Below are 24,340 nucleotides of genomic sequence, written 5' to 3'. Positions count from 1 at the left end.
GGCTCGGACGCGCGCATACAAGACCCTTCGCTCTGCGCTCGCCGCATAGGGGTGCCGCGGGCTATGCTCCGCACCCATTTCCGGTTGGATTGATTCGATGGCCGATCTTCCCGAATCGCGCGGCAATGCGCCTGAATGGAGCGTGTCCGAGCTCTCCGCCGCGCTCCGGCGCACGGTGGAGGATGCCTACGGGCATGTGCGCGTGCGCGGCGAAATTTCCGGCTATCGCGGCCCCCATTCCTCGGGCCACGCTTATTTCAGCCTCAAGGATGCGGGCGCCCGCCTTGATGCGGTGATCTGGAAGGGCACCTTCCAGCGCCTCAAGCTGCGGCCGGAAGAGGGGCTGGAGGTGGTGGCCATCGGCCGTCTCACCACCTATCCCGGCAAGTCCGGCTACCAGATCATCATCGAGTCGCTCGAGTTCGCCGGCGCCGGTGCCATCATGGCCATGCTGGAGGAGCGCAAGCGCCGGCTGGCCACCGAAGGCCTGTTTGATCCCGCCCGCAAGCAGGAGCTGCCCTACCTGCCGCAGGTCATCGGCGTCGTGACCTCTCCCACCGGCGCCGTCATCCGCGACATTCTGCACCGGTTGGCGGATCGCTTTCCCCGCCGGGTGGTGGTGTGGCCGGTGCGGGTGCAGGGCGAAACCTGCGGGGCGGAGGTGGCGGCCGCGATTCGCGGCTTCAATGCGCTGCCCGAAGGCGGGCCCATCCCACGCCCCGACGTGATCGTGGTGGCGCGCGGCGGCGGCTCGCTGGAAGACCTGCTGGGCTTTTCCGAGGAGGCGGTGGTGCGGGCCGCGGCGGACAGTTTCATTCCCCTTGTTTCCGCCGTGGGCCACGAGACTGACGTGACCCTGATCGATTTCGCCTCCGACGTGCGTGCGCCCACCCCCACGGCCGCCGCCGAAATGGTGGTGCCCGTGCGGTCCGACCTCGTGGCGGCGGTGGAGGGGCTTGGCGCCCGGCTCGCGAGCGCGCCGTTGCGCATGCTGGAGCGCCGCCGGGCCGACCTGCGCGGCCTCACGCGGCTCTTGCCGACCGCGGAGGACCTGTTCGCCATTCCCCGCCAGCGGCTCGATGCGGTGGGGGACCGGCTGCCGCTGGCGCTGAAGGCCAATGCGGCGGCCCATCGCCTGCGCCTGCTCCAGGCCGGCGCGCGGCTGTCGCCCCTCACCCTGCGCGCGCGCTTCGAGCGGGTGGGCGAGCGGGTGGATGGGCTCTCCGGCCGCCTGTCGCGGGCGGCGGGAATGACGCTGCGGCAGGCGCAGGAGCGGCTGCGGAGCAGCGGCCAGAGCTTCGCCCTGGCGCGCGGCGCCCATTTGCGCGCCCAAAGGGAGCTGAACGCCCGCCGCGCGGAATGGGTGGCCGCCTTCGGCCTGCGCGCCAGCCGTGCCATGGCGGGCCGGCTGCGGGATGATCGCCGCCGACTGGATGGCCTGGCGCAGCTTCTCTCCGCTTTGTCCTACCACGGTGTCCTGGAGCGCGGCTTCGCCCTGGTGCGTGATGCGGAGGGCCGCGCCGTGCGCCGTGCCGGCGGCCTCGGGCCCGGCGCTGTCATTGAGATCGAGTTCGCTGACGGCCGGGTGGGGGCGCAAACATCAGGCGCGTCCGCGCATGCTGGCGTGTCGCCCGTCGCCGATGTGGGGGCGGCTGATCCCGTACCGTCGCCGCGCCGTGCGCCCGTCCGCCGCAAGAAGCCGGATCCGGGGCCAACCCTGTTCGATTGAGGACCCGATGACGGACACGCGTTCAACGGGAACGGGCCGCGCCTCTTTCGCGCGCCTCACGGAGGCATTATGCTTAAGGCCTCTCTTGAGGACGTTTCGTAAAGTGATGAACCGATTTGAACGCTTCCCCGAGCCCCACGGCGAGGCGGAGCTGCGCTATCTCGACGGGGAATTCCGCATTGTCCGTCCCGGCAGTTTCGTGCGCTGCGCGGTGACCGGTCAGTCCATCCCCCTCGACGACCTGCGCTATTGGAGCGTGGACCTGCAGGAGGCCTATGCCAGCCCCGAGGCCGTGCAGACGCGCATGCAGGAGCGCGGACGCCCCGTTCCCTGAGCGCGGCCGTTCCGCGTGGGGGGGGAGCGAGCGGGCATCGGGTCCACACCGTTGGCATCGAGCGTGGGCGCTGAGCGTAAGCGCGTCCTGCGTCCCTTCAGCCCCTTCACGTGCCTGATCGTCCGGGATCGCCCCTGAGCCGGCTGCTCGGGTCTCCGCAAGGGCAGGGGGCCCTGCGCCTCAGTCAAAAGGCGCGGCGCACTGTGCCCTCTCGCCACGGACTCCGGCGTGCCATCCGCGACTGAAATGACCACGCCGTGGAACCGCGCCGCTCAGCAGTGCTCTTCTGGCGGTGGTGAGCCGGAGGGCAGGCCGCATGGGTGCGGACTTGCGCCGGTTTTCGTGGTGAGCGCGGCGGGCCGCGTGCCTTTTGCCGGAGGCCTCCGCCTCCGAGCGCTGTCCCTGTGAGCGATCGCCATCCAGGGAGGCCGTCAGCGAGCCGAGCAGCCCACGTTCACCATGCTCTTCCGGCTGTGGTCACCGATGGCTAGGCGAGCCCCATTCGCACGGACTTGCGCCTGTCTTCGTGAGCAGCAGGGCAGGCCGGGTCTTTTGCACGGGAGCTTCCCGCCTCCGGGCGCCACCCCTGTGAGTGATCGCCATCCAGGGAAGCGGTCTGCGCCGCCTTGCTCACCAGTGCTCTCCCGGCTGTGGGCGCACGATGGACAGGTGAGCCCCGTGCGCGCGGACTTGCGCCTGCCTGGGTGAGGAGCGTGGCAGGCCCCGCATGCCTCTGCCCGGACGCTTTCCCCTCCAGGCCCGCCTCTGAAGAGGGATCGACATCTATACGCCAGGGGCGGCTAGGCGCGCGTTCACTTTTCCGCTTAGAGGGGCGGTCGCTGCGGTTGGTGGTGAAGATCGGCGTTCCATGCGTAACGGTTCTGCGGCTTTTCGGGGCAGGTGGTCCGCGCCGCGGGCTCCGCGTTCGCGCTGCTTTGCCCCTCCAGGCGCAAGCAGGGAGGTGGGCGCCTGCTGGCGGATCGCTGCCGCCCGCCTATGCCCGCGCCGCGCCAAGGCGTGTGCGGGCGCGCTCCTCGGCCAATCGCAACAGGGCGTCGAGGGTGGAGGGGGCTTCCGGTACCAGCGTGACGGGCAGGACCGCGATGTGCGCCGCGAGGTCCTTCAATGGCGCGGTGCCGAGACGCGCCATGTCCTTGGCGGTGGTCACCAGGGTGGCGTTTGCCGCCCGCGCCTCGCCCAGCAGCATCTCGATTTCCCGGCGGTCATAGGGGTGGTGATCTGCGAATGCCGTGCGGCGGCGCAGGTCGAGCCCTTGAGCCGTGAGTGTTTCGAAGAATTTCTCCGGCCGTCCGATGCCGGCGAAGGCGTGGAGCGGCCGGCCCCGGAGCGCGGCCACCGCCTGCGGCGCGGGCGCGAGGCGGGCGCGCAGGACCGGTCGCCGGAGCCGCTCGGCGATCCGCGCGACGGCGTCGCCGGCAGTGCCCTCGCCCACCAGAAGAACCGCATCGGCGCGGGCGATCTGCGGGGCGAGCGGCGCGCGCAGGGGGCCGGCGGGCAGCACCGCGCCATTGCCCACGCCCACGGCCGCGTCCACCACCAGCAGGCTTGCATCCTTGGCGAGGCTGGCATTCTGGAAGCCGTCATCCATCACGATGTGGCTGGCGCCCAGGGAGGCGGCAAGCCGCGCGCCGCCGGCCCGGTCTCCGCCGGCCACGATGGTGGGGGCTGCCACCGCCAGCAGCAGTGCCTCATCACCCACCGCCTGTGCATCGTGAAGATCGGGCTCGACCCGGACCGGGGCGGAGACGGAGCCGCCATGGCCGCGCAGCAGAGCGAACGGGCGGTGGCCGCCCTGCGTCAGCCGGTCGAGGCACCACAATGCGGTCGGCGTCTTGCCGGCGCCGCCCACCGTGGGATTGCCGATGCAGAGCACCGGAATCGGTACGCTCTCGCCGGGCCGCGCCATGCGGCGGAGCGTGATCGCCCCCACCAGGGCGCCGATGGGGGCCAGCAGCGCGGCCATGAGCCCCGGCGGACGCCACCAGAAGCCGGGCGCGCGGGCGCTCATCGATGCTGCAGGCGGATGTGGATGAGATAGGGCTCGATGGCGCGCAGCGTATGCTCCAGCGCGCCGCCGAGGGCTTCCATGGTCTTCAGCCCCTGGCTCACCGCCTGCGCCCTCAGGTCGGGATCGCGCATGAGGGCGAAGGTGGTGCGCGCGAGCGTCTCCGCGTCCTTCACCGGCAGGGCACCGTAATGGGTGTCGAGATGGCTGTAGATCTCGGCGAAGTTTTCCACATGGGGGCCGTGCAGGACCACGCTGCCCAGCTTCACGGCCTCGATGGGATTCTGGCCGCCATGGGGCACCAGGGAGCCGCCCACGAAGGAGACGGGCGCCAGGCGATAGAACAGGCCGAGCTCGCCCACTGTGTCCGCCACATAGAAGTCGGCATCGGGTGCCGGCAGTTCGTCGTGGCTGCGCTGGGCCGCCGCCCAGCCCCCCGCCTCGGCCAGGGCGACGATGGCGCGGCCGCGTTCGGGATGGCGCGGCACGATGACGGTGAGCAGATCGGGGATCTGCTCGCACAGCAGCGCATGGGCCGCCATCACCACTTGATCCTCGCCTGGATGGGTGGAGGCGGCGAGCAGCAGCGGCCGGTTGCCGATGGTTTCGCTGAACTCGCTGAAATCCGCGGGGTCGGCGGCCGGGGGCGGCACATCGAACTTCAGGTTGCCGCACACTTCCACCCGCTCGGAGCCGAGGGCGCGGAAACGCTGGGCATCCTCCTCGGTCTGGGCCAGGCAAAGGTCCACCCGCGAGAGCAAAGCGCGGGCGCTGCCGGGCAGCTTGGCCCAGCGCTCCGCCGAACGGTTGGACAGGCGCCCGTTCACCAGCACCACCGGCGTGTCCCGCCGGCTCAGCTCCGACAGGAGGTTCGGCCACAGCTCAGATTCTGCCAGCAGCACCAGGTCAGGCTGCCAGTGATCGAGAAAGCGCCGCACGAAGGCGGCCGCATCCAGCGGGCAGAACTGGTGGATGACGCCCTCCGGCGCGCGGTGGGCCGCCACCTTGCTGGAGGTGAGGGTGCCAGAGGTCAGCAACACCTCATAATTATGGGCGCGCAGGTGCTCGATCAGCGGCAGAACGCAGCTCACCTCGCCGACGCTGGCACCATGTACCCAGATGAGGGGGCCTTCGGGGCGTTCCGCGCTGGCATAGCCGCGGCGCTCGGACAGGCGCTCGGGATCTTCCTTGCCCTTGCGGACGCGATAGCCGAGCCATGCGGGCGTGAGCAGGGCGGCTGCGGAGCTGGCGCCGCGATACAGCCGCAGGGCCATCGGCAGCGCGCGCGATTTCTTCATGCGAGCCTCGATGGGGTGGAGCTGGCGCGGCCGCGGGCCAGGGCCTCCGCCCGCTTGGTGACGGCTTCGAGCCGCGTCTGCAATTCGTCGCGGGCGGCGGCCAGGGCGGCTTCGTCCGCGTCGCGCGGCACGTAGAGCGGTTCTCCGACCACAGCCGCGCCTTGCCCGAACGGCAGGTTAAGGCTGGCGCGATCCCAGCTTTTCAGGGTGATGCGATGTCGGGTCGCCATTGCGACCGGGATGATAGGCCGTCCCGAGTACCGTGCAATAGTAACGACGCCGAGGCCGACCTTGCGCGAGATCTTGGGCACGTCGGCGGTCATGGCGACGTTGATTCCGGCCTCCAGGGTGGCCAGCATCTCATAGGTGGCGGAAACGGCGCCCTTGCGGTGGAAGTCCCGGCGCGAGGTGGCGCCGGAGCCGCGGATCGTGCCGACACCCAGTTTTTCGGCCGCGATGGCGTTGATTTCCGCATCGGCATGACGGGAAATCAGCACCTTGGCCCGGTGGTGGGGCTTTTTGGCGAACGGCGTGAGGAAGTGCTGGCCGTGCCAGAAGGTCAGGATGGCCGGCAGCAGGGGATCGATCTTGTCGAAAACGTCGGGGGGTTCGATCACGAACCTCGTGGTGTGGGCCACGAGCTTGAAATAAGAAGCAAAGGTCGTTCCCGCCGCGAGTTGGAACGCGCGGTTGGTCCTCAGTCGCCGCCACATTGTTTTTTTTGCTCGCTGTGGTGAGAGGCACGCGGCCATGGACGGCCGCGCACGGCGCCATCCATAGCCGCTCTCGGGCTCCAGTCAAAGGGCGGGAGCGGATATGCCTCGGTCAGCGGGCGTTTTGGCTGGCTTTCCGCGGTGTCCCGATGGGTCACACCTCGTGGGTGGTGCCGGTTTCCGGGTCCAGCAGGCGGTGCAGGTGCACCACGAAATAACGCATCATGGCATTGTCCACATTCTGCTGGGACTTCGCCTTCCAGGCGGCCGCGGCGCTGGCATAGTCGGGAAAGATGCCGACGATGTCGAGCTTGGACAGGTCCTTGAACTCGGACCCGTCGAGGGCGGTGAGCTCGCCGCCGAAGACGAGGTGGGGCAATTGTTTGGAAGAGCTGGTCATGGCGTGTCCGGATGGATGGTCACGGTCGGGGTTGGGCCGCCCGGGACTGGGCAGAAAAAGCGGATGGGTCGTTCGCGGCGTCGAGCGCCACCTGGTGCAGCGCGCCGCCGGCGCACAGCAGCGCGGGGTGGCGCGGCACGGCGCGATTGTAGAGCAAGGGGGCGGCGTCCAGCGTGGTCAGGCGGCCGCCGGCTTCTTCCACCAGCAGGTCCGCCGCCGCCAGATCCCAATCGTGGCTGTCGGCGCGGGAAAGGGCGATGTCCACTTCGCCGGTGGCGACGCGCGCCAGCCGCAGCGCCAGCGAGTGGCCGCGCGGCATGCGGGTGATGGCGGCGGCGCGGGCCAGGGTGTCGAGGGCGTCGGCCGGACCGGCGCTCAGCGCGCCTTCGAGCGCGGTGCGGGAGCTGGCGGCCAGGGCGGCGCCATTGCGGGTCGCGCCGGCGGCGCGCGCGGCCAGGAACATCTCGTCGAGCATGGGGGCGAACAGGGCGGCCAGCACGGGCCGGCCATTCTCCACCAGGGCGACCGACACCGCCCAGTCGGGCGCGCCGTTCATGTAGCCGCGGGTGCCGTCGATGGGGTCCACGATCCACAGCCGGCGGGCCGCGAGGCGGGCAGGATCGTCGGCGGTCTCCTCGGACAGCCAGCCATAATCGGGGGCGAGGGCCGTGAGATGCTGGTGCAGGAAGCGATCAACCGCGAGGTCGGCTTCGGTCACCGGGGAATTGTTGCCCTTGGTCCAGGCCTTCACGCCGGCGGCTGCCATGGTGCGCGCAAGCTCGCCCGCACCCGCCACCACATCGGTGAGGTGGCGGGCCAGGGTTTCGTCGTCCGGGTGAGGGGCGCTGGCCCCGCCGGCGGCGGCGCTGACTGGCTCGACGCTCATGGCCCCGCCACATAGGAGCCCCGGGACACGATGGCAATGGGCCTTCCGTCTGCCCGGTGCCGCAAATGAAGGGGGAGAGGGCGCTCCAGTCGATGAAACACAGTGCAATTCATTGGTATACAACGAAGAAAGAATTTACGCCGCACCCTGCCTCAATCTGCATCTTCATTGGGCGCTGCTTAAGGCAGCAGCACCTGCAGCAAAGCGGGCACCACCATGTCGAGGCTCAGGCCGGCGAACAGGATGAGGCCGGCATCGCGATTGGAGCGGAACAAAGCCAGGCAGCGGGCGGAATCGTCGATGTCCAGATTCACCACCTGCCAGCGCAGATGCAGGCCGAAGCCGATCAGGCCGAGCACGGAGAACAGGCCCGCCGGCACCAGCATCAAGGCGCCCGCGAACAGTGCCACCACCAGCGTGTAGCACACCGCCACCGCAAGGCGGGTGCTGCGCCCGAACAGGAGCGCGGTGGAGTGCACGCCGACGATGGCGTCATCTTCCTTGTCCTGGTGAGCATAGATGGTGTCGTAGGCGAACACCCACAGCACCGAGCCGGCGAACAGCAGCAAGGCGGGGTCGGAGATGGTGCGGAACACGCTCGCCCAGCCCATCAGCGCGCCCCAGGAAAAGGCGATGCCCAAGGTGAGCTGCGGCACCGACGTGATGCGCTTCATGAGCGGATACACCGCCACCACGCCCAGGGAGGCGATGCCGGTGACCACGGCGAAGCGCGGCAGGCTCAGCAGCACGGCGAGCCCGATGAGGCATTGGAGCGCAAGGAAGGCGAAGGCGCCGGGCAGGCTCACGGCACCGGAGGCGAGCGGGCGCGAGCGGGTGCGGGCCACCGCGCGGTCGATCTTGCGATCGAGAATATCGTTCCAGGTGCAGCCCGCCCCGCGCATGGCCACCGAGCCGATGGCGAACAGGATGAGCAGCGTGGGGTCCGGATAGGGAGAGCCGGCGGCGATGCCGGCGAGCGCGGTGGACCACCAGCAGGGCAGAAGCAGCAGCCAGGAGCCGATGGGGCGGTCAAGCCGCGCCAGATGCAGATAGGGACGCACCGGGGCCGGCGCGTGGCGATCGACCCAATTGTCCGGCGGCGCATCGGCGACCGTGGGACCCACGGCCCCCTGCTGTGTGCTCAAGGCGAGGCCTATTTCTGCAGAACGTTGCCGCTCAGGGTGTCAAACACGCCGCTCTTGCCGTCCGAGGCCTTGGTGGCGGAATAGCCGGTAGTGATGCCGAGCGCACTGGACAGGGAGCCCTGGGCCGGGGGCTTGGCCGGGCCGCTGGGGCCGGCGCCGCCATTGGCGGCCACCTGGCACACCTTGTCGCGAACCTCGTTGGTCTTCTTATGGCTGGCGGCGGCCTGCTTGATGGCCTGCTCGGGAATCTGGCACCAGTCCTTGTTCTCGGTGAGGAACTTCACCCACTTGGCTTCGGCGGTGGAGAAGGCGCGGAACAGGGGGCACAGGGTCTGCGGGTCGGCCTTCTTCTTGCCGGCCTCGTTCAAAGCCTTGCCCTTTTCCTCCAGCTCGGCGCGCGCGGCGGTGACGTCGCTCTGGCAATCCGCCCACGCGGTGGCGATGGACAGGGCGCTCACGACGGCGACCATCGCGATCTTGAGCGTCGTCTTCTGCATCGAACACAGCCCTCTTCTTGTCCGCCCCTGACGGGCTCTAGATATACAGAGCGCACACATGGGGCAATATCGCGGCGAAGCCGACGGAAATGCCGGCGGACGCAACGGCAGCATGTCAGGAGACTCCTAACAGCTTGCTTCCATGGGAGCGAGTCTTCCGATAGGTCAGCGTTGTTGCGCGGCCTTGCCCTGGCGGCGTTCGTGTGGGACAGGCAGCGGCCCGGCCGGCGGCGGGCCGGAGATTTTGCGACCCGGATGATGCGGATGAGCTTAGCGGAACAGCAGCCGGCCTCAGGGCCGAAGGCAACGGAGCAGGTCTCCGTGGCCCCCTTCGCGGATCTTGTTCCCGAGCTCAAGGCCCGCATTCCCGGCCTGCGCGGCCGGCTGGAGGCCAATGCGCCGCTGGCGGAGTTGACATGGTTTCGCGTTGGCGGCCCCGCCCAGGTGCTGTTCCAGCCAGCGGACGCGGAGGATCTCGCGGCCCTGCTGGCGGCGCTGCCGGCCGAGCTGCCGGTGATGGTCGTCGGCCTGGGCTCCAACCTTATCGTGCGCGACGGCGGCGTGCCCGGGGTGGTGATCCGGCTCGGCAAGGGGTTCACCCAGATCGAGGTCGAGGGCCATCGCATCACGGCCGGGGCCGGCGCGCCGGACGTGAAGGTGGCCCGCGCGGCGGCGGATGCGGGGCTTGACGGGTTCGCTTTCCTGCGCGGCATTCCCGGGGCCATCGGCGGGGCGCTGCGCATGAATGCCGGCGCCTATGGCGGCGAGGTTAAGGACGTGCTGGTGCGCGCCGAGGCGGTCACGCGCGGCGGGCGGCAGGTCGTGCTCGAGGCCGCCGACATGGGCTTCAGCTATCGCCACTGCGATGCCCCGGCGGACCTGATCTTCACCCGCGCGGTGTTCGAGGGGCGGCCCGGAGACCGGGAAGAGATCGCCGCGCAGATGGCCAAGATCACCCAGAGCCGCGAGGCCACGCAGCCCATCAAGAGCCGGACTGGCGGTTCCACCTTCAAGAATCCCCCCGGCACCAGCGCATGGAAGCTGGTGGATGCGGCCGGGCTGAGGGGCTTCACCCTGGGCCGGGCGCAGGTGTCGGAGCTGCACACCAATTTCCTGGTCAATCTCGGCGGCGCGACCGCGGCCGAGATCGAGGGGCTGGGCGAGGAGGTGCGCCGCCGGGTGCTGGCCCATAGCGGCATCGAGCTCCAGTGGGAGATCAAGCGCATCGGCCTGCCCGCCCGCTGACGTCGCCCGGCCGGAGAAGCCGGGCGAGGCCCTTAGTGACTGGCGGGGTCCTCAGTGACTGGCAGCGTCCTTGCGCGGGCCGGCACGGTTCTGGACGATGACGCCGTACCAGCCGAGGCCGCGATAGGTCTCGTATCCCGGCGTCAGGGCGAAGCCCACCATGGCGCCGTTTTCGTCGGTGTAATGGCCACTCTCGCCGGATGCCCGCAAGGGAAAGGTTTCCGAGAGAATGCCCACATTGTCCGAGGCGGCGATCACCCGGTAATGGGAATCGAGCAGCAGGCAGCGGGTGCGCGAGCGCTCATCGTCGCTGCGCCGCCCCCCGCCCACCACGGCCGCGGCCTGGGGGCGCCAATCGAAGAAGATGCCGAGCGCGCCCAGCGGGCGGCCGTTCACCGCGCCGCCGGCGCGCACCGCCGCGCTGTAGACCGCGGCCTGGGCACGATCGAGCGGGCCCGCCGTGTCCACGTCCGCCACCGAGAAGTCCTCGCCGGAGCGGGTGGCCATGGCGGCGCGGAACCATTCGGTCCGCGATACGTCGGTGCCGACCACGCCGGGATAGTGCTTTGGCCGCCCATTGGCCACCACCCGGCCTTCGGCGTCGACGATCCAGAGGTCAAGATAGACGGTGTAGCTCTGCAGGATCACGCCGAGCCGTTCGGCCGCGTGGCGGCTGTTCTCGGGGCTTGGTGCTTCCAGGCAGTCCACCACGGCTTTGTCGGTGGCCCACCAGCGCACGTCGCAGGAGCGTTCATAGAGGTTGCGATCGATGATCTCGATCATGTTCAGCGCCTGGTCCGCCAGCCGCTGGCCGCGCACCTGCTCGGCCATGCGGCGGCCGATCTCGGTGAGTTCGACGATGGACTGGGAAAGGTCGCTGGACAAGGCGCTGGAAATGTCCTGGATCCGCTGCGAAACCGCTTTTACCTCGTTGGCGACCACCGAGAAGCCGCGCCCCGCATCCCCCGCCCGCGCCGCCTCGATCAGCGCGTTGAGAGCCAGGGTTCGCGTTTCCCGCGTGACGCCGTTGATAAGAGCGATCTTCTCGTGAGCAATGGTGCCGATGTGCTCGGAGAGCATCACCACCCGTTCCGGTTCTGCGCTCATTTGACCACCTCAGTAAGGGAGGCTGACGAATTGATCGCCAGCAAGAGCCGGGCCAGATCTCGGCGAGGGGGCAGGCGGACCCCTGGGGGCACGGAGTTAACCCCATACCGCTACGGTTTTGAGACGGTGAGGCTTAAGCTTATGTCCTTACCACCACAGGACTCTTTCGCATTGCGGCGGGCCGGCCGAAGTCGCGGCAACCCATGGAGGAGGCAGTCTGCGGGGGTCGCCTTAGGCGGGTGGCAGGCGCGCGGGCGGCGGCGGGGCGGCGTCTTTGCAGGACAATCCTGCGGCAGGTGCTGAAAGAATGGGCATGGCTTTAGGGAATTGCACACCGAAGCCGGTCTTCACTGGCCGCGCTGTGCGGCAGGCGCGAACCCTGGCGCCGGCGACCGGATTTTTGCTACACCCCGCCGCTCCGGGCGGGGTTTCAGGAGCAGTGAGCGATCATGGCGAAACATGTGGCGGTGCTGATGGGCGGCTGGTCGTCCGAGCGGGAGGTTTCGCTGCGTTCGGGCGCTGCCTGCGCGGCGGCGCTGGAGGGCGCGGGCTATCGCGTCACCCGGGTTGATGTGCAGCGGGACGTGGCCGAGGTGCTGGCGCGGCTGCAGCCGGATGCGGCGCTCAACGTGCTCCATGGCCATCCCGGCGAGGACGGCACCATTCAGGGCGTGCTGGAGATCCTGCGCATTCCCTACAGCCATTCGGGCGTGCTCTCCTCCGCACTGGCCATGGACAAGGCCCAGGCGCGGGTGATGCTGGCGGCGGCCGGCGTGCCGGTGGCGAAGGGGCGCAGCGTGAGCCGCGCGGAGGCGGCCAAGGCCCATGTGATGGAGCCGCCTTATGTTTTGAAGCACGTGGTCGGCGGGTCCAGCATCGGCGTGTTCATCGTGCGCGAGGGGCAGGCCCATCCACCCCAGGAACTCCACAGGGAAGATTGGGCCTTCGGCGAGACCCTTTTGGCGGAAGAATTCATCCCCGGCATGGAACTGACATGCGGCGTGATGGGCGACAAAGCCTTGGGAGTCATTGAGGTCGAGGCGGTGCAGCCGTTTTACGACTACGAAAGCAAGTATGCGCCCGGCGGCTCCCGTCACATTCTTCCGGCCCGGATTTTACCTGAAATTTACGAGCAGGTGCAGATGTTAAGCCTAACGGCGCACCGAGCTCTCGGCTGCCGGGGGGTGTCTCGCGCGGATTTCCGCTTCGATGTTTCCAAGGGCGATGCCTCCGGGCTCGTCTGCCTGGAAGTGAACACCCAGCCTGGCATGACCGAGACGTCCCTGGTGCCCGACATGGCGGCCCACGCGGGCATTTCATTCGGCGAGCTTGTGACATGGATGGTGGAGGACGCGTCGCTGGATCGGTAGGGCCCCGCAAGGGGACGGCGCCGCATGGTGCGACGCCCAAGGTCGCGCCGCCGCCCGGCCGGCACAAGCGCCTGCCCGTCGAGCCGCGCCCGGCGAGCCGCACCGCCATCCTGCTGCGGCGGCTCACGGTGCGCCTCGGCGCCTCGCGGCTGGGCCGGCATGGCGCGGGGGTGCTGACGGCGGTGGTCATCGGCGGCTTCTCCGCCTACGGCATCGCCCTCGGCGGCCACATGGAAGAGGCGAAAGGCGTGGGCATGGACCTCGCCGACGCCGCCGCCAACGTGGCCGGCTTCAAGATCCGCGAGGTCAATCTCTCGGGTCATAATCACGTCACGCCGCAGCAGATCCTAGATGCGGCGGGCATCAAGGGCTCCACCTCCATCCTGTTCGTGAACGCGGACGAGATGCGCGTGAAGCTGGAGGAGCTGCCCTGGATTCAGTCGGCGAGCGTGCGCAAGCAGTTTCCCGACCGCATCGACATCGCCGTCGTCGAGCGCCAGGCTTTCGCCCTCTGGCAGGTGAATGGCGAGATCAAGGTGATCTCCCGTGACGGCACGCCCATCGCCCCCTATTCGGACGATCCGCGCTATGTGGAGCTGCCCATCGTGGTGGGCGAGGGCGCGCAGAAGCATGTGGGCGAGATCGTCGACGCCTTGGCCCGCCTGCCGGACCTGAAGGCCCAGGTGCGCGCCGCCATCCTGGTGGCCGAGCGCCGCTGGACCCTGAAGATGCACAACGGCATCGACGTGCGCCTGCCCGAAAAGGGCATGGAAGGCGCGCTGACGCAGCTGGTCGCCCTTGATCGGGACAAGAAGCTGCTCACCCGAGACATCACCATCATCGACATGCGCCTGCCCGATCGGGTGGCGGTGCGCCTGTCGGACGCCGCCGCCGCCGCCCGCGATGAAATGCTGAAGGCGAAGGCCAAGGCCAAAAAAGGAGGCCCCGCATGAGGTCCCGGCTCGCCCAGGGGTTCGCGCCGAAGATGCGTCCGTTGCCGCCGCGCAAGGGTGGCATTGTCGGCGTGCTCGACATCGGCACCAGCAAGGTGGTGTGCGCCATCGCCAAGCTGAAGCCCCGTGGCGCGTCGGACGTGCTGAGCCGGCGCACCCATTCCATCGACGTTCTCGGCATCGGCCACACCCGCGCCTATGGCATCAAGGGCGGCGCGGTGGTGGACATGGCCAAGGCCGAGCTCGCCATCCGCCAAGCCGTGGACATGGCGGAGCGCGCCTCCGGCGTGCAGATCGCCTCGGTGGTGGTGGGCGTTTCCGGCGGCCGGCTCGCCTCGCAACATTATGAAGCGGCGGTGCGCCTGACCGCGCCGGCGGTGGAGGAATTCGACATCCGCCGCGTGCTGGAGGCCGCGTCCACCTATGCGGTGGGCGACGGGCGGGCCGTGATGCACGCGCTGCCGGTGGGCTATTCCCTGGACGGGCGCTCGGGCATCGGCGAGCCGTGCGGCATGCTGGGCCGCGAGCTTGGCGCCGACATGCACGTCATCACCGCCGACCTCACGGCGCTGAAGAATCTGGTGCTGTGCGTGGAGCGCTGCCACCTCTCCATCGAGGCCATGGTGGCCGCGCCCTACGCGGCCGCGCTCTCCTCCCTCACCGATGATGAGATGGAGCTGGGCGTCACCCTCATCGACATGGGGGCCGGCACCACCACCTTCGCCATCGTGGATGGCGGGCACTGCGTCTATGTGGACGGGGTCGCCCTCGGCGGCCACCACATCACCAACGATGTCGCGCGCGGCCTGCCGGCGCGCCTGGCCGACGCGGAGCGCCTGAAGGCCCTGCACGGGGCGGTGGTGGCCGTCTCCTCCGACGAGCACGACATGCTCACCGTGCCGCCGCTCTCGGGAGATTCCCGCGACCAGGCGCAGATGGTGCCCAAATCGCGCCTCGTCACCATCGTGCGTCCGCGCGCGGAAGAAATCGTGGAATTGATTCGCGAGCGACTGAAGTCTTCCGGTCATGCCGGGGATGCCGGCCGGCGCATCGTCCTCACCGGCGGCGCGGCGCAGCTGCAGGGGCTCGCGGACCTGGTGGCGCGGGTGATCGGGCCGCAGGTGCGCATCGGCCGTCCGTTAGGAGTTTCGCGCCTGCCGGAAGCGGCGCGCGGGGCGGCGTTTGCGGTCACGGCGGGCCTGCTCGTCTACCCGCAAGCCGCTGGCCTTGAACACTTCGAGCCGCGCCGGCGGCAGGCCGTGGGCGCCGAGCCCCAGGGTTATTTCGGCCGCGTTGGGCGCTGGCTGAAGGACAGCTTTTAGACATGGTTAACCAAATCAGCAGTAACAAAGTGGTCAACGGGATTCATCGACAGGCGGTCTGAGCCGAGCGGGTTCGACGGAGCTAAAACATGACGATCAACCTTCAGATGCCCGACATTCGTGAGCTCCGTCCGCGGATCACGGTGTTCGGTGTGGGCGGTGCCGGTGGCAACGCTGTCAACAACATGATCGCCTCGGGGCTGAGCGGCGTGGAGTTCGTGGTTGCGAACACCGACGCCCAGGCCCTCACCCTCACCAAGGCCGAGCGCGTGGTGCAGATGGGTGTGGCGGTGACGGAAGGCCTCGGCGCCGGCTCCCAGCCGGAAGTCGGCCGCGCCGCCGCGGAAGAGGTCATCGACGAGATCCGTGACCACCTGTCCGGCTCGCACATGGTGTTCATCACCGCCGGCATGGGCGGCGGTACCGGCACCGGCGCTGCCGCCGTGGTGGCCCGCGCCGCCCGCGAGCTCGGCATCCTCACCGTGGGCGTGGTGACCAAGCCCTTCCACTTCGAGGGCCTGCGCCGCATGCGCGTGGCCGAGCACGGCATCACCGAGCTCCAGAAGAGCGTCGACACCCTCATCGTCATCCCGAACCAGAACCTGTTCCGGGTGGCCAATGAGAAGACCACCTTCGCCGACGCGTTCGCGATGGCCGACCAGGTGCTCTATTCGGGCGTGGCCTGCATCACCGATTTGATGGTGAAGGAAGGCCTCATCAATCTCGACTTCGCCGACGTGCGCGCCGTGATGCGCGACATGGGCAAGGCGATGATGGGCACCGGCGAGGCATCGGGCGAGAAGCGCGCGCTGCAGGCCGCCGAGGCCGCCATCGCCAACCCGCTGCTGGACGAAACCTCCATGCAGGGGGCCCGCGGCCTCCTCATCTCCATCACCGGCGGCAAGGACATGACCTTGTTCGAGGTGGACGAAGCGGCGACCCGCATCCGCGAGGAAGTGGACCCCGACGCCAACATCATCCTCGGCGCCACCTTCGACGAGATGCTGGACGGCATCATCCGCGTGTCCGTGGTGGCCACCGGCATCGATCCGCTCTCCATCCCGGACCAGATCCAGCCGCCGGCCGATCTCGGCGGGCGCAAGATGTCCAATGCCGGCCGCGTGGCCGTGGAAGCCGCCCGTGAGGCGCAGATCCATTCGGCGGTGGCCTCCATCTCCGCCGAGGACCTCATCGGCCTCGAGGATTTCGCCCCCGTTTCCCAGCAGCCGGCGCCCGCGCCGATGCCGGAAGAGCCCGTGGCCATCGACGAGGTGACCATTCGCGCCGCCGCGCCGCGCCAGTCCTATCTGGCCGAGCCGGAGCCGGCTCCCGCGCCCGCCCAGGTGCAGGAAGAGGACGACTTCGCCCCCTATATCCCGCCGCCGAGCCAGCGCGTGCGCACCACCCGCATGCCGCGCGTGGACGAGCTGCCGCTGCCCGCCCAGAACCAGATCCGCGCCCAGCGCGGCGAGCCGCCGGTGGAGCAGGCCCAGCCCGACAAGAAGCGCATGACCCTGCTTCAGCGTCTCGCCCATGTGGGCCGCCGCGAGGAGCCGGAACCCGAGCCGGTGCGTCGTGACCAGCCCAGCATGCGCGCTCCCGAGCGTCGCCCCGCGGAGCCCCGCTACCAGGATCAGCCGCGCGGCTACCAGGACCAGCGCCCCGTGGTCGGCGGTCATCCCGGCGAGGCGGTTTCCGAGTTCGCCAAGCGCCCGCAGAGCCGGCCCGTGATGGAGGTGCCCACCCGTCCCGCGCCGCAGCGTGGGGATGAGGACGATCACCTCGAAATCCCCGCCTTCCTGCGCCGCCAGGCCAACTGAGTCGCGCCGGAACGCGCTCCGACCCTGTAACAAGAGCCTTAAGGCCGGCCGTCATGGCCGGCCTTAAGCTTTTGTTAAATAAGGAAAATAACCTATTTCAGGACAGTAACAGGCGGTAAGCAAGCGTGATTTGGCGCAGCCACGCGCGGGGACTAGGGTGCCCCCAATCCTGATCGACCCACACGCTGCGCGTTGACAGTTTCTTTGGACAACCGCGGCGAAAGTGGGAAGGCAAGGTGGAGCTTTGGGGGAAGGTTGGGGACCGTTTCGTGGTCCGCGCCCCCGCGCATGGGACGACACCGATTATGCAGACCACTCTGGCTCGCGAGATTGCCCTGAAGGGGGCCGGCGTTCACGCCGGGGTCGAGGCGACCCTCACTCTGAAGCCGGCAGCCGCGAACACTGGAATCGTCTTCGTTCGTTCCTTCGCCGACAGCGCCCCTCGCAAGGCCACCGTTTCCCATAAGTCCGTGCAGGCTACCGACCTCGCCACCGTGCTCGGCGACCGCTCCGGCGCGCTGGTCTCGACGGTGGAACACCTGCTGGCCACCTTCAACGGCCTCGGTGTCGACAACGCTGTGGTGGAGATTGACGGGCCGGAAGTGCCGATCCTTGACGGCAGCGCGGTGGAATTCGTCGCGGCCATCGACGCCGCCGGCATCTCCACCCTCAATGGCCGTCGCAAGTATCTCAAGATTCTGAAGCCCGTGCGGGTGGAAAATGGCGCTGCCTTCGGCGAGCTGCTGCCCTATGACGCCGGCTTCCGCCTGGAAGTGGAAATCGACTTCACCCACGAGGCCATCGGCCGCCAGCGCTTCGCCGCCACCATGTCCCCCTCGGTGTTCCGCCGCGAGCTGGCCAAGGCCCGCACCTTCGGCTTCCTGAAGGATGTGGAGCGCCTGCGCGCCGCCGGCTATGCCCGTGGCGCCGCGCTGGAAAACACCGTGTGCCTGGATGAGGGTGGCGTCATCAATCCGGACGGCCTGCGCTTCTCCGACGAGTTCGTGCGCCATAAGGCCCTCGACGCGGTGGGTGATCTCGCCCTCGCCGGCCTGCCGCTGCTGGCCCGCTATCGCTCCTTCCGCGGCGGCCACAAGCTGAATTTCCAGATGGTCAACGCTTTGCTGGCCGACCGCTCCGCCTATGCGGTGGTGGACGAGGCCCGCCCGGTGCGCGAGACCGTGGGCGCCGAAATCGCCGGTGCCACCCCGGTGCCGGTGTTCGCTCCCGATCTGTGAGGCTTTCGCGACCCGGAGCGCTTGTTTCGGGCCGAGCTGAAATCGAGATTTTGCCATGGCCCGGCTGGCGCAAGCGCTTTGCCGGGCTTTGTGTTTTGCGCGGTGTGCTGTCGGTCTGTGGCACGTGGTCGTCCACGGCTGGCTGCGGCATCGGACACCGTGGCGTGTGCCAAAGGACTTGCCGCGAGGGGCCGGAATGCCCCGCGCAATAGGGCGGCAAAGGCCCGAGCCCATTCGGGCGTGTTTCCTTTATTCACGACACCGGCCACCTCGCACCACGGCGCACGGCGGCGCGTGAGCGCGCCCCGCGGAATGCCAATCAACAGGGCAACGCAACTGCGTGCCCTGTCCGGGCCGTCGGTACTTCTGTTTTGAGACGACTCCTCCCGCCTGGGAGCAGGAACACGCTCGACGCCCGATCGACATTTAAGAGGCACGGTTTGCCGGCGACTCGGTCCTTCTCCGGCCTGCGGGGGAGGGTGAGGGGGCAGGCAGGGCCGCCTTGGCCCGGACCGAACCTTGGCCCGGACCGCAGCTGGGCCGGGACCGCAGCTGGGCCAGCACCGCCCAGTGGTGCAGAGCCAGGGGATGCAAGGCTTTTGAGCCTTTCGAGGCGTTGCCCTTCGCTGCGCTGCCGGGGCCACCTACCCGACATTTTGCCCCCACCCCAGCCATCCCCCCCAAGCGGGAGATGGGGCCGCGCCATGAGGACCACGGTGGTGGGGTATATCCGCGCCCCGTGCGCTGGATGTCGGTAGCTCCTAGTCCCCGGAGCTGAGTCGCTTTTTGTTCGCCTGCCGGTCTCCGGCTCGTTCGAAAACGCTCCAAGGTTCATCGCCATTCAGCGCATGGAGCGCGGCCCATGTTCCGCCACCGGGGTGCTGGTGCCGCCCCGTTCCCACTTGCGGGGGAGGACGAATATTGAGCCTGGGGATTCTGCAGCGGCGCTGAAGGGTCCTCCGCGGGAAGGCCGGCGCCTTGAAGCCGCTTTCCGCACACAAGGGCGGTTCTCGCCACGCCTCCGCCCTCCCGCTCGCGGGCGAGGGAACGAGGCGAGATCCTGCATCTGAGAGGCACGAACGGCTCCTCCGCCCTCCCGCTCGCGGGCGAGGGAACGAGCCCAGCGGGGCACCCGTGTCTCTCGAATGTCTATTGATCCCACGGCGAGCGAGGCGTGGGATCAGTTGCTCTCTCGCAAAGGATCTGCGGCTGTCGTCGTCGCCTGAATGCATCGGTGCACCTGCCGCCGATTCCCGGCTCGGCTTTCCGATGTGCGGGCGGCGGCGGCTGAGGGCCGGGTTCCACCGGATGCTTGGCGAGGCTGCGTCGGAGCCTGGCTTGCGTCGCCTTGTGCCCCGCGGGGCCGAAGCCAGGGCAACGGCGCCCGGCGGATCGTCAATAGCCGGTGGCGCGATCCACCACGTTCAACAGCGGCAGGCCGGCGCGGTGGCGGCGGATGCCCTCGATCACCATGGGCGCCGCCGTTTCCGGGTATGTGGGCGCCGCGACGTGGGGGGTGACGATGATGCGCGGATGGGCCCAGAACGGGTGCTCCGGCGGCAGCGGCTCTTCATGAAAGACGTCGAGGCTGGCGCCTGCGATCTGGCCGCTCGCCAGGGCCGCCAGCAGATCCTCGTCAACCAGATGGCCGCCGCGCGCCACATTGATGATGTGAGCGCCCTTCGGCATTTGCGCGAAGGTGTGGGCGTTCAGGATGCCGCGCGTATCCGGGGTCAGCGGCAGCAGGCAGACCAGGATCTCGGTTTGCGAAAGGAAGGGGCCGAAGCCCTCGCTGCCGTGGAAGCCGGTGACGCCCGGCAGCGCGCGGGCGGAGCGGGACCAGCCGCGCACCGAAAAGCCGAGGCGCAGCAGATGCTCCGCGCAGGCCCGCCCCAGCTCGCCCAGGCCCATCAGGCCCACCACCCGATGGCGCGCCAGGGGCACCGCCAGCTCGCGCCATTCGCGCCGGGCCTGCTGCGCGGCGAAGCTCGGCATGGCACGATGATAGTGAAGCGCCTGCATGAGCACGAATTCACTCATGCCCGCCTTCAGACCCGGATCGGCCATGCGCACCAGTGGCAGGTGGGGCGGCACCACTTGGGGCGCGACCAGCCGATCCACTCCGGCGCCGAGTGAGAACACCGCCTTGAGATTCGGCAGGCCCGCGAGCACGCCCGGCGCAACCTTCCATACGAAGGCATAGGTGATGTCCTCCACCCGCCCCATGTCCGGCCATTGGCGGATGTCCAGCTCAGGCATCTCCTGAGCGAAAACCGCGAGCCACGGTGCAGGGTCAATGTCGGTGCAGGCCCAGAGCATGACGGGGGTGGCGGACGAAGGGGCCATAGGGAATCCCGAAAATGAAGGCGGGGCCGTCTGAGCCGCCGCGAGGCCGGCCACATTGTCACAAACCGGACCGGGCCGCAGCCCGCTTCGGGCGGTGTTGCACGCGGTTCGTCGGCGTTCCGCGCGGTGGCGAGCGCATCCGCCGCGTTGCATTCGTGAGTGCGGCGTGCCAGAGCTTTGCCCGATTTGGCCGATTGGCTTCCATGGGCAGGATTCGTCATGAAGAAAGCGTCTTTGTTCGCTGCCGTCGCCGCGCTCGCGCTCTGTGCGATGCCCCGCATGGGTCTGGCGCAGACCGGAAAATTCGAATGCGCCTGGCTGCCGGCCGGGCAGAAGCCGTCTGCCGAGGTGGCCGCCCTTCTCGCGGCGGGCGATCCCCTCGATAACCCGCCGGTGCTCAACGCCGCGGTGGACAAGCTCAAGGCCAGCGGCCTGCGTCCGGCCCTCATCATCGATGGGCTCATGAGCGCCTACTGCCCCACCGTGGCGGCCAGCGCCTCCTATACGGACGAGCAGAAGACCGCCCGCATGCAGGCCTTCGCCGCCCGCACCGTGCGTCTGGTCTATGCGCTGGAATCCGCCGACAAGATCATTCTCGACGTGACGCTGCCGCCGTCGGTCGTGGACGCGGTGAATGCCAAGGCCCGCGCCGGTGGCGTGAGCCAGCAGGAATGGCTGGCCGGCGTGGTCACCACCGCCGCCCAGGCGAAGTGAGCTTTCGCGCGAACTGAGATCGTGCGTCGCAGAGACATCGCCAACCCCTTGGCGGGCTGGCGATGTGAAAGCGGGCGATTGTCGGGCGCCCGGTGAAGCAATTTCACCGGGTGAGGCTCGGCGCGTGGCCCCACCTTTTCGCAGGGATCAAGGCGTCCGCCGTGGGGCAGGCCCTTGTGCGAAAGCGTGGCGGATCGCAGGCGCGGACCGCCTGAGCTTCTTCCGACTTCGGCATGCCGCAAGGGCGTATGGGCCCGGGCACGCGCGGGCGCGCGCTTTCGGTGCAGAGACGGCGGTGGCTGCGGGCCAAGGGCGCCTGCGCCTGTTCCGTAGAACCTGGCAACTGCTTAAATCATTGAATGAATGCTGTTTCTACGGGGCTGTTCGCTTCCCTGGAGCGGCGACCGCTTTCGGTGCGCTGCATTCCCCTCGACGCGCGTCACTAGGCGGGCACACGGCTGGAGCGTTTCCCGGCGGAGCGGGGGCCATGCGGGTGAAGGAAATGTGTAAAAACAAAAGGCTAGACCGCTTCCGTGTTTCTACACGGAGTTGAAGCGGTCTAGCCCTGCGGCCCGCGTGCTGGGCGCGCGGGTTTGGTTGGCCTGTGCGCGCCGGGTGCCGGGCGCGAGGGGGCTCAGGAGGCCGGGGCGAGGATGCCCTTTTCGCTGAGCAGCGTGGCCAGCTCGCCCGCCTGGAACATCTCGCGCACGATGTCACAGCCACCGACGAATTCGCCCTTGACGTAGAGCTGGGGAATGGTCGGCCAGTTGGAATAGGCCTTGATGCCCTCGCGGATGAAGGGATCCTCCAGCACGTTCACGGCGGCGTAGGGCACGCCGACCTGGGCCAGCACCTGCACCACGGCAGAGGAAAAGCCGCACTGCGGCGCCTGCGGCACGCCCTTCATGAAGAGCACGACGTCGTTATTCTCGATGAGATCCTTGATGCGTTCGGCGGTGTTGGCCATCGGGGCGATCCTTGCGGTGATCAGGCGTTGACAGGGGAGAGGGCGGGCGGTCCCGCCTTTGGGGCTGCGCCGGGCCGGGGAAGGGGCGGCGGTGGGCGCGGGGAACGGCTTATTTCGGAACGATGGTCTCGAGCGCGAGAGCGTGGAGCACCCCGCCCATCTGTCCCTGAAGGGCGGCGTAAACCATCTGGTGCTGCTGCACGCGGCTCTTGCCCTTGAATGCTTCGGACGTGACGCGGGCGGCGTAATGGTCGCCGTCTCCGGCAAGGTCCACGATCACAACGTGGGCGTCCGGAAGGGCGACTTTCACCAGCCGTTCGATTTCGGCTCCGTCCATGGCCATGGTCTGTGCTCCTCTTTCGCAGGCCCTCATGCAAGGTCGGCACCAAGTGGCGTCGGCTCGTGTTCACAGGAGTTTCGTCCGCGCGGCTGCGGGAGATGGACGGAGTGAAGGGGGGTGAACCGGCGCGTTCGCGCCAACCATCCTGTCACCTTTGCGACAGGCCGCGTCGCTGGGTCGCCGGGCCGGGATTTCAACGGACGAAGCCGCTCGCGCCGGTGCGCGGGTGTTCCCAGGTGCTCATGGTGCCCGTTGCGGATGTGGTGGGGAAAATGTGGCGGTTCGTTGAAATCGGCCCAGCTCTTGCTTACCAGTCTCAGCTTCCGTGATGAGAGACGGATCATGAGCGAAACACGACACGAGGGCCCTCGCCGGACACCGCATTTCGCGGTCATCCTCGGGACCAATGAGATTGCCTCGGCGGTGGCGGTGCATCTGCATCGCTCCGGCTACGGCGTTGTTTTGTCTCACGATCCCGTCCCGCCCGTCATTCGCCGCAAGATGGCCTTTCACGATGCCCTCTTCGACGATCTGGTGGAGGTGGATGGCGTCTTTGCGACGCTGGCGGATAGCTCCATGTCCATCCGCAGCGGCCTTGCGCGCCGCGACGGCGTGATGGTCACCAATCTCGGCCTGCTGGATCTCATCGTTATCGGTAGCATCGACCTGCTGGTGGATGCGCGGATGAACAAGTATCAAGTCACGCCCGATCTGCGCCGTCTCGCCGGTGTCACCATCGGCCTTGGTCCGGGCTTCAGCGGCGGCGCCAATTGCGACCTTGCCATCGAGACGCGGCCGGGCAAGGAGGGGCGGATCATCCAGCATGGCCCGACCGACGCGCCGGACGGCGTGGCGCGCCCCCTCGGCAACAGCCGCTCCGAGCGCTTCGTGCATGCGGAAGTGCCGGGCCGCTGGCACACGGCCATCGAGATCGGCACCCGTGTCTATAAGGATTTCCTCGTCGGGCAGCTCGGCGGAGAGACGGTGCGCGCGCCGTTCGACGGCGTGGTGCGCGGCGTGGTGCGCGACGGAACCGAGGTGCCCGCGGGGGTGAAGCTGCTGGAGCTGGATCCGCGCGGCCGCAACGCCAATTGGACGGGTCTCGATGCCCGCGCGCTCATCATCGCGAAGGCGGTCACGCGGGCCTTGTCCTTCCGTAAAGTCAAGCCGGCGGAGAGGGGGGCTTCGCTTCCCGTGAAGTGAGGGGCCTTCGTCTCTGTGTCCGTCGGTCGCCACAGAGGCCGTCGTTCATGATCGAATTGTTTCCCAACACCGACGTCATCAATTTTGGTGACCTTCCCCCCGGCATCAATGCCCTGCTTCAGCAAGGCGTGATTGCCTATCGGCGGGATCGGGAGCGGGCGGACCAGCTGTTTCGCCAGGCCCTGGCGGCGGCGCCGCACGAGCTGCCCACCTATTTCTGCCTCTACAAGATCCACACCTACCAGGGGAATCTGGATGAGGCCCAGCGCGCCGCCGAAGGCGGGCTGAAGGAAGCCGCCATCCAGGCCGGCTGGGATACGGACTGGCACAATTGGGTTCCGGAAGATCCGTTTCCGGACGGGGCCGGCCGCTTCGCGCTCTATACTTTGAAAGCGCTCGCCTTCATCCACTTGCGGCAGAACCTGCCGTCGGCCGCCGCCGAGAAGCTCGAGGCCCTGAAGGTTCTGGACCCGAGCGGTGCCGTGGGCTGGCCGGTGGTGGCGGCCCTGGCCGAGGGCCTTGCCTGATATCCGCCATTGGCACCGCGCTTGCACGGCTGAAGGGGAGGGCCGCCGTAAGGCTCTCCCATGGCCCGAGGGTCGCAAATTGTGCGCAAAGTCGTATGACGATTGCGTCGCATTAGCGAAGCGGCGCAGAGATAAGAGGATTCCATTTGCCTTCGGCAGG

Annotated in this window: 22 protein-coding genes; 11 read left to right on the top strand and 11 right to left on the bottom strand. The window is 68.5% G+C overall.

Features of this window, described 5'->3' with window-relative positions:
• Positions 1-97: 97 nt before the first annotated feature.
• Both xseA and L0966_RS20240 read left to right on the top strand, forming a co-directional pair.
• Entirely contained in the window at positions 98-1,729 is a 1,632-nt protein-coding gene (gene xseA / locus L0966_RS20245; protein WP_234053868.1) for an exodeoxyribonuclease VII large subunit, read from the top strand.
• A 106-nt stretch (positions 1,730-1,835) separates the two neighbouring features.
• A complete protein-coding gene (locus L0966_RS20240) occupies positions 1,836-2,063 on the top strand; it encodes a DUF2093 domain-containing protein (protein ID WP_234053867.1) in 228 nt (75 codons plus the stop codon).
• 994 nt (positions 2,064-3,057) lie between these two features.
• Here the strand turns inward: L0966_RS20240 and lpxK are convergent.
• From lpxK to L0966_RS20205, 7 genes are all read right to left on the bottom strand, one after another.
• Positions 3,058-4,092, bottom strand: coding sequence for a tetraacyldisaccharide 4'-kinase (gene lpxK / locus L0966_RS20235; protein WP_234053866.1), 1,035 nt, complete (start codon positions 4,090-4,092; stop codon positions 3,058-3,060).
• A complete protein-coding gene (locus tag L0966_RS20230) occupies positions 4,089-5,387 on the bottom strand; it encodes a 3-deoxy-D-manno-octulosonic acid transferase (protein WP_234053865.1) in 1,299 nt (432 codons plus the stop codon). Before L0966_RS20230 ends, lpxK begins: the two co-directional genes overlap by 4 nt.
• Entirely contained in the window at positions 5,384-6,100 is a 717-nt protein-coding gene (locus L0966_RS20225; RefSeq protein WP_234053864.1) for a lysophospholipid acyltransferase family protein, read from the bottom strand. Before L0966_RS20225 ends, L0966_RS20230 begins: the two co-directional genes overlap by 4 nt.
• Positions 6,101-6,254: 154 nt before the next feature.
• Entirely contained in the window at positions 6,255-6,500 is a 246-nt protein-coding gene (locus L0966_RS20220; RefSeq protein WP_234053863.1) for a DUF4170 domain-containing protein, read from the bottom strand.
• Between the two features lie 19 nt (positions 6,501-6,519).
• The gene (locus L0966_RS20215; RefSeq protein ID WP_234053860.1) at positions 6,520-7,386 is read right to left on the bottom strand and encodes a 3'(2'),5'-bisphosphate nucleotidase CysQ; all 867 of its coding nucleotides are present in this window, start codon (positions 7,384-7,386) and stop codon (positions 6,520-6,522) included.
• A 179-nt stretch (positions 7,387-7,565) separates the two neighbouring features.
• Positions 7,566-8,510 carry a 4-hydroxybenzoate octaprenyltransferase gene (gene ubiA / locus L0966_RS20210; RefSeq protein ID WP_234053858.1) on the bottom strand — a complete coding sequence of 315 codons (945 nt, stop codon included), beginning with the start codon at positions 8,508-8,510 and terminating at the stop codon, positions 7,566-7,568.
• 29 nt (positions 8,511-8,539) lie between these two features.
• A complete protein-coding gene (locus L0966_RS20205) occupies positions 8,540-9,028 on the bottom strand; it encodes a hypothetical protein (protein WP_234053856.1) in 489 nt (162 codons plus the stop codon).
• A gap of 264 nt (positions 9,029-9,292) precedes the next feature.
• Between L0966_RS20205 and murB the strand changes: the two genes are divergently transcribed.
• Complete coding sequence (gene murB, locus L0966_RS20200) at positions 9,293-10,273, top strand: UDP-N-acetylmuramate dehydrogenase (protein WP_234053853.1); 981 nt, start codon at positions 9,293-9,295, stop codon at positions 10,271-10,273.
• Positions 10,274-10,324: 51 nt separating this feature from the next.
• Here the strand turns inward: murB and L0966_RS20195 are convergent, their stop codons facing one another.
• Positions 10,325-11,380, bottom strand: a complete 1,056-nt coding sequence (locus tag L0966_RS20195) for a methyl-accepting chemotaxis protein (protein ID WP_304945434.1) — start codon at positions 11,378-11,380, stop codon at positions 10,325-10,327.
• 449 nt (positions 11,381-11,829) lie between these two features.
• Between L0966_RS20195 and L0966_RS20190 the strand changes: the two genes are divergently transcribed.
• From L0966_RS20190 to lpxC, 5 genes are all read left to right on the top strand, one after another.
• Positions 11,830-12,750: a D-alanine--D-alanine ligase gene (locus tag L0966_RS20190; protein ID WP_234053847.1), complete on the top strand. Its 921-nt coding sequence runs from the start codon at positions 11,830-11,832 to the stop codon at positions 12,748-12,750.
• Positions 12,717-13,703 carry a cell division protein FtsQ/DivIB gene (locus tag L0966_RS20185; RefSeq protein WP_234053846.1) on the top strand — a complete coding sequence of 329 codons (987 nt, stop codon included), beginning with the start codon at positions 12,717-12,719 and terminating at the stop codon, positions 13,701-13,703. Before L0966_RS20190 ends, L0966_RS20185 begins: the two co-directional genes overlap by 34 nt.
• Entirely contained in the window at positions 13,700-15,025 is a 1,326-nt protein-coding gene (gene ftsA, locus L0966_RS20180; protein ID WP_234053844.1) for a cell division protein FtsA, read from the top strand. Before L0966_RS20185 ends, ftsA begins: the two co-directional genes overlap by 4 nt.
• Positions 15,026-15,114: 89 nt before the next feature.
• Positions 15,115-16,845, top strand: coding sequence for a cell division protein FtsZ (ftsZ, locus tag L0966_RS20175; protein WP_234053843.1), 1,731 nt, complete (start codon positions 15,115-15,117; stop codon positions 16,843-16,845).
• A gap of 305 nt (positions 16,846-17,150) precedes the next feature.
• Positions 17,151-18,083 carry a UDP-3-O-acyl-N-acetylglucosamine deacetylase gene (gene lpxC, locus L0966_RS20170; protein ID WP_234053842.1) on the top strand — a complete coding sequence of 311 codons (933 nt, stop codon included), beginning with the start codon at positions 17,151-17,153 and terminating at the stop codon, positions 18,081-18,083.
• 1,395 nt (positions 18,084-19,478) lie between these two features.
• Here lpxC and L0966_RS20165 read toward each other — a convergent pair.
• Positions 19,479-20,429, bottom strand: coding sequence for a glyoxylate/hydroxypyruvate reductase A (locus L0966_RS20165; RefSeq protein WP_234053841.1), 951 nt, complete (start codon positions 20,427-20,429; stop codon positions 19,479-19,481).
• A 219-nt stretch (positions 20,430-20,648) separates the two neighbouring features.
• Here L0966_RS20165 and L0966_RS20160 point away from each other — a divergent pair, with 219 nt between their 5' ends.
• Positions 20,649-21,143, top strand: coding sequence for a hypothetical protein (locus L0966_RS20160; RefSeq protein WP_234053840.1), 495 nt, complete (start codon positions 20,649-20,651; stop codon positions 21,141-21,143).
• A 634-nt stretch (positions 21,144-21,777) separates the two neighbouring features.
• Here L0966_RS20160 and grxD read toward each other — a convergent pair.
• Positions 21,778-22,110, bottom strand: coding sequence for a Grx4 family monothiol glutaredoxin (gene grxD, locus L0966_RS20155; protein ID WP_234053838.1), 333 nt, complete (start codon positions 22,108-22,110; stop codon positions 21,778-21,780).
• 109 nt (positions 22,111-22,219) lie between these two features.
• On the bottom strand, positions 22,220-22,453 hold the full coding sequence (locus tag L0966_RS20150; RefSeq protein ID WP_234053837.1) for a BolA/IbaG family iron-sulfur metabolism protein: 234 nt from the start codon (positions 22,451-22,453) through the stop codon (positions 22,220-22,222).
• A gap of 339 nt (positions 22,454-22,792) precedes the next feature.
• On the opposite strand from L0966_RS20150, the gene L0966_RS20145 reads away from it, so the two are divergent.
• Together L0966_RS20145 and L0966_RS20140 are read left to right on the top strand one after the other, a co-directional pair.
• Positions 22,793-23,653 carry a xanthine dehydrogenase gene (locus tag L0966_RS20145; protein WP_234053836.1) on the top strand — a complete coding sequence of 287 codons (861 nt, stop codon included), beginning with the start codon at positions 22,793-22,795 and terminating at the stop codon, positions 23,651-23,653.
• Positions 23,654-23,700: 47 nt separating this feature from the next.
• Positions 23,701-24,180, top strand: a complete 480-nt coding sequence (locus tag L0966_RS20140) for a putative porin (RefSeq protein ID WP_234053835.1) — start codon at positions 23,701-23,703, stop codon at positions 24,178-24,180.
• The last annotated feature ends 160 nt before the right edge of the window (positions 24,181-24,340 follow it).

The organism is Xanthobacter sp. NM-59, assembly GCF_021401125.1.
Classification (GTDB): Bacteria; Pseudomonadota; Alphaproteobacteria; order Rhizobiales; family Xanthobacteraceae; genus Xanthobacter.
The sequence above is the reverse complement of the archived record's forward strand: the minus strand, read 5'-3'. Positions and strand labels throughout refer to the sequence as shown.

What these genes read in the sequence shown, in the direction of transcription:
- ftsA (WP_234053844.1), top strand. Translation starts at nt 13,700, where the DNA reads ATGAGGTCCCGGCTCGCCCAGGGGTTCGCGCCGAAGATGCGTCCGTTG.
- L0966_RS20185 (WP_234053846.1), top strand. Translation starts at nt 12,717, where the DNA reads ATGGATGGTGGAGGACGCGTCGCTGGATCGGTAGGGCCCCGCAAGGGG.
- ftsZ (WP_234053843.1), top strand. Translation starts at nt 15,115, where the DNA reads ATGACGATCAACCTTCAGATGCCCGACATTCGTGAGCTCCGTCCGCGG.
- L0966_RS20145 (WP_234053836.1), top strand. Translation starts at nt 22,793, where the DNA reads ATGAGCGAAACACGACACGAGGGCCCTCGCCGGACACCGCATTTCGCG.
- L0966_RS20160 (WP_234053840.1), top strand. Translation starts at nt 20,649, where the DNA reads ATGAAGAAAGCGTCTTTGTTCGCTGCCGTCGCCGCGCTCGCGCTCTGT.
- L0966_RS20190 (WP_234053847.1), top strand. Translation starts at nt 11,830, where the DNA reads ATGGCGAAACATGTGGCGGTGCTGATGGGCGGCTGGTCGTCCGAGCGG.
- xseA (WP_234053868.1), top strand. Translation starts at nt 98, where the DNA reads ATGGCCGATCTTCCCGAATCGCGCGGCAATGCGCCTGAATGGAGCGTG.
- lpxK (WP_234053866.1), bottom strand. Translation starts at nt 4,092, where the DNA reads ATGAGCGCCCGCGCGCCCGGCTTCTGGTGGCGTCCGCCGGGGCTCATG.
- L0966_RS20195 (WP_304945434.1), bottom strand. Translation starts at nt 11,380, where the DNA reads ATGAGCGCAGAACCGGAACGGGTGGTGATGCTCTCCGAGCACATCGGC.
- murB (WP_234053853.1), top strand. Translation starts at nt 9,293, where the DNA reads ATGAGCTTAGCGGAACAGCAGCCGGCCTCAGGGCCGAAGGCAACGGAG.
- lpxC (WP_234053842.1), top strand. Translation starts at nt 17,151, where the DNA reads ATGCAGACCACTCTGGCTCGCGAGATTGCCCTGAAGGGGGCCGGCGTT.
- grxD (WP_234053838.1), bottom strand. Translation starts at nt 22,110, where the DNA reads ATGGCCAACACCGCCGAACGCATCAAGGATCTCATCGAGAATAACGAC.
- L0966_RS20140 (WP_234053835.1), top strand. Translation starts at nt 23,701, where the DNA reads ATGATCGAATTGTTTCCCAACACCGACGTCATCAATTTTGGTGACCTT.
- L0966_RS20165 (WP_234053841.1), bottom strand. Translation starts at nt 20,429, where the DNA reads ATGGCCCCTTCGTCCGCCACCCCCGTCATGCTCTGGGCCTGCACCGAC.
- L0966_RS20215 (WP_234053860.1), bottom strand. Translation starts at nt 7,386, where the DNA reads ATGAGCGTCGAGCCAGTCAGCGCCGCCGCCGGCGGGGCCAGCGCCCCT.
- L0966_RS20225 (WP_234053864.1), bottom strand. Translation starts at nt 6,100, where the DNA reads ATGTGGCGGCGACTGAGGACCAACCGCGCGTTCCAACTCGCGGCGGGA.
- L0966_RS20205 (WP_234053856.1), bottom strand. Translation starts at nt 9,028, where the DNA reads ATGCAGAAGACGACGCTCAAGATCGCGATGGTCGCCGTCGTGAGCGCC.
- L0966_RS20220 (WP_234053863.1), bottom strand. Translation starts at nt 6,500, where the DNA reads ATGACCAGCTCTTCCAAACAATTGCCCCACCTCGTCTTCGGCGGCGAG.
- L0966_RS20240 (WP_234053867.1), top strand. Translation starts at nt 1,836, where the DNA reads ATGAACCGATTTGAACGCTTCCCCGAGCCCCACGGCGAGGCGGAGCTG.
- L0966_RS20230 (WP_234053865.1), bottom strand. Translation starts at nt 5,387, where the DNA reads ATGAAGAAATCGCGCGCGCTGCCGATGGCCCTGCGGCTGTATCGCGGC.
- L0966_RS20150 (WP_234053837.1), bottom strand. Translation starts at nt 22,453, where the DNA reads ATGGCCATGGACGGAGCCGAAATCGAACGGCTGGTGAAAGTCGCCCTT.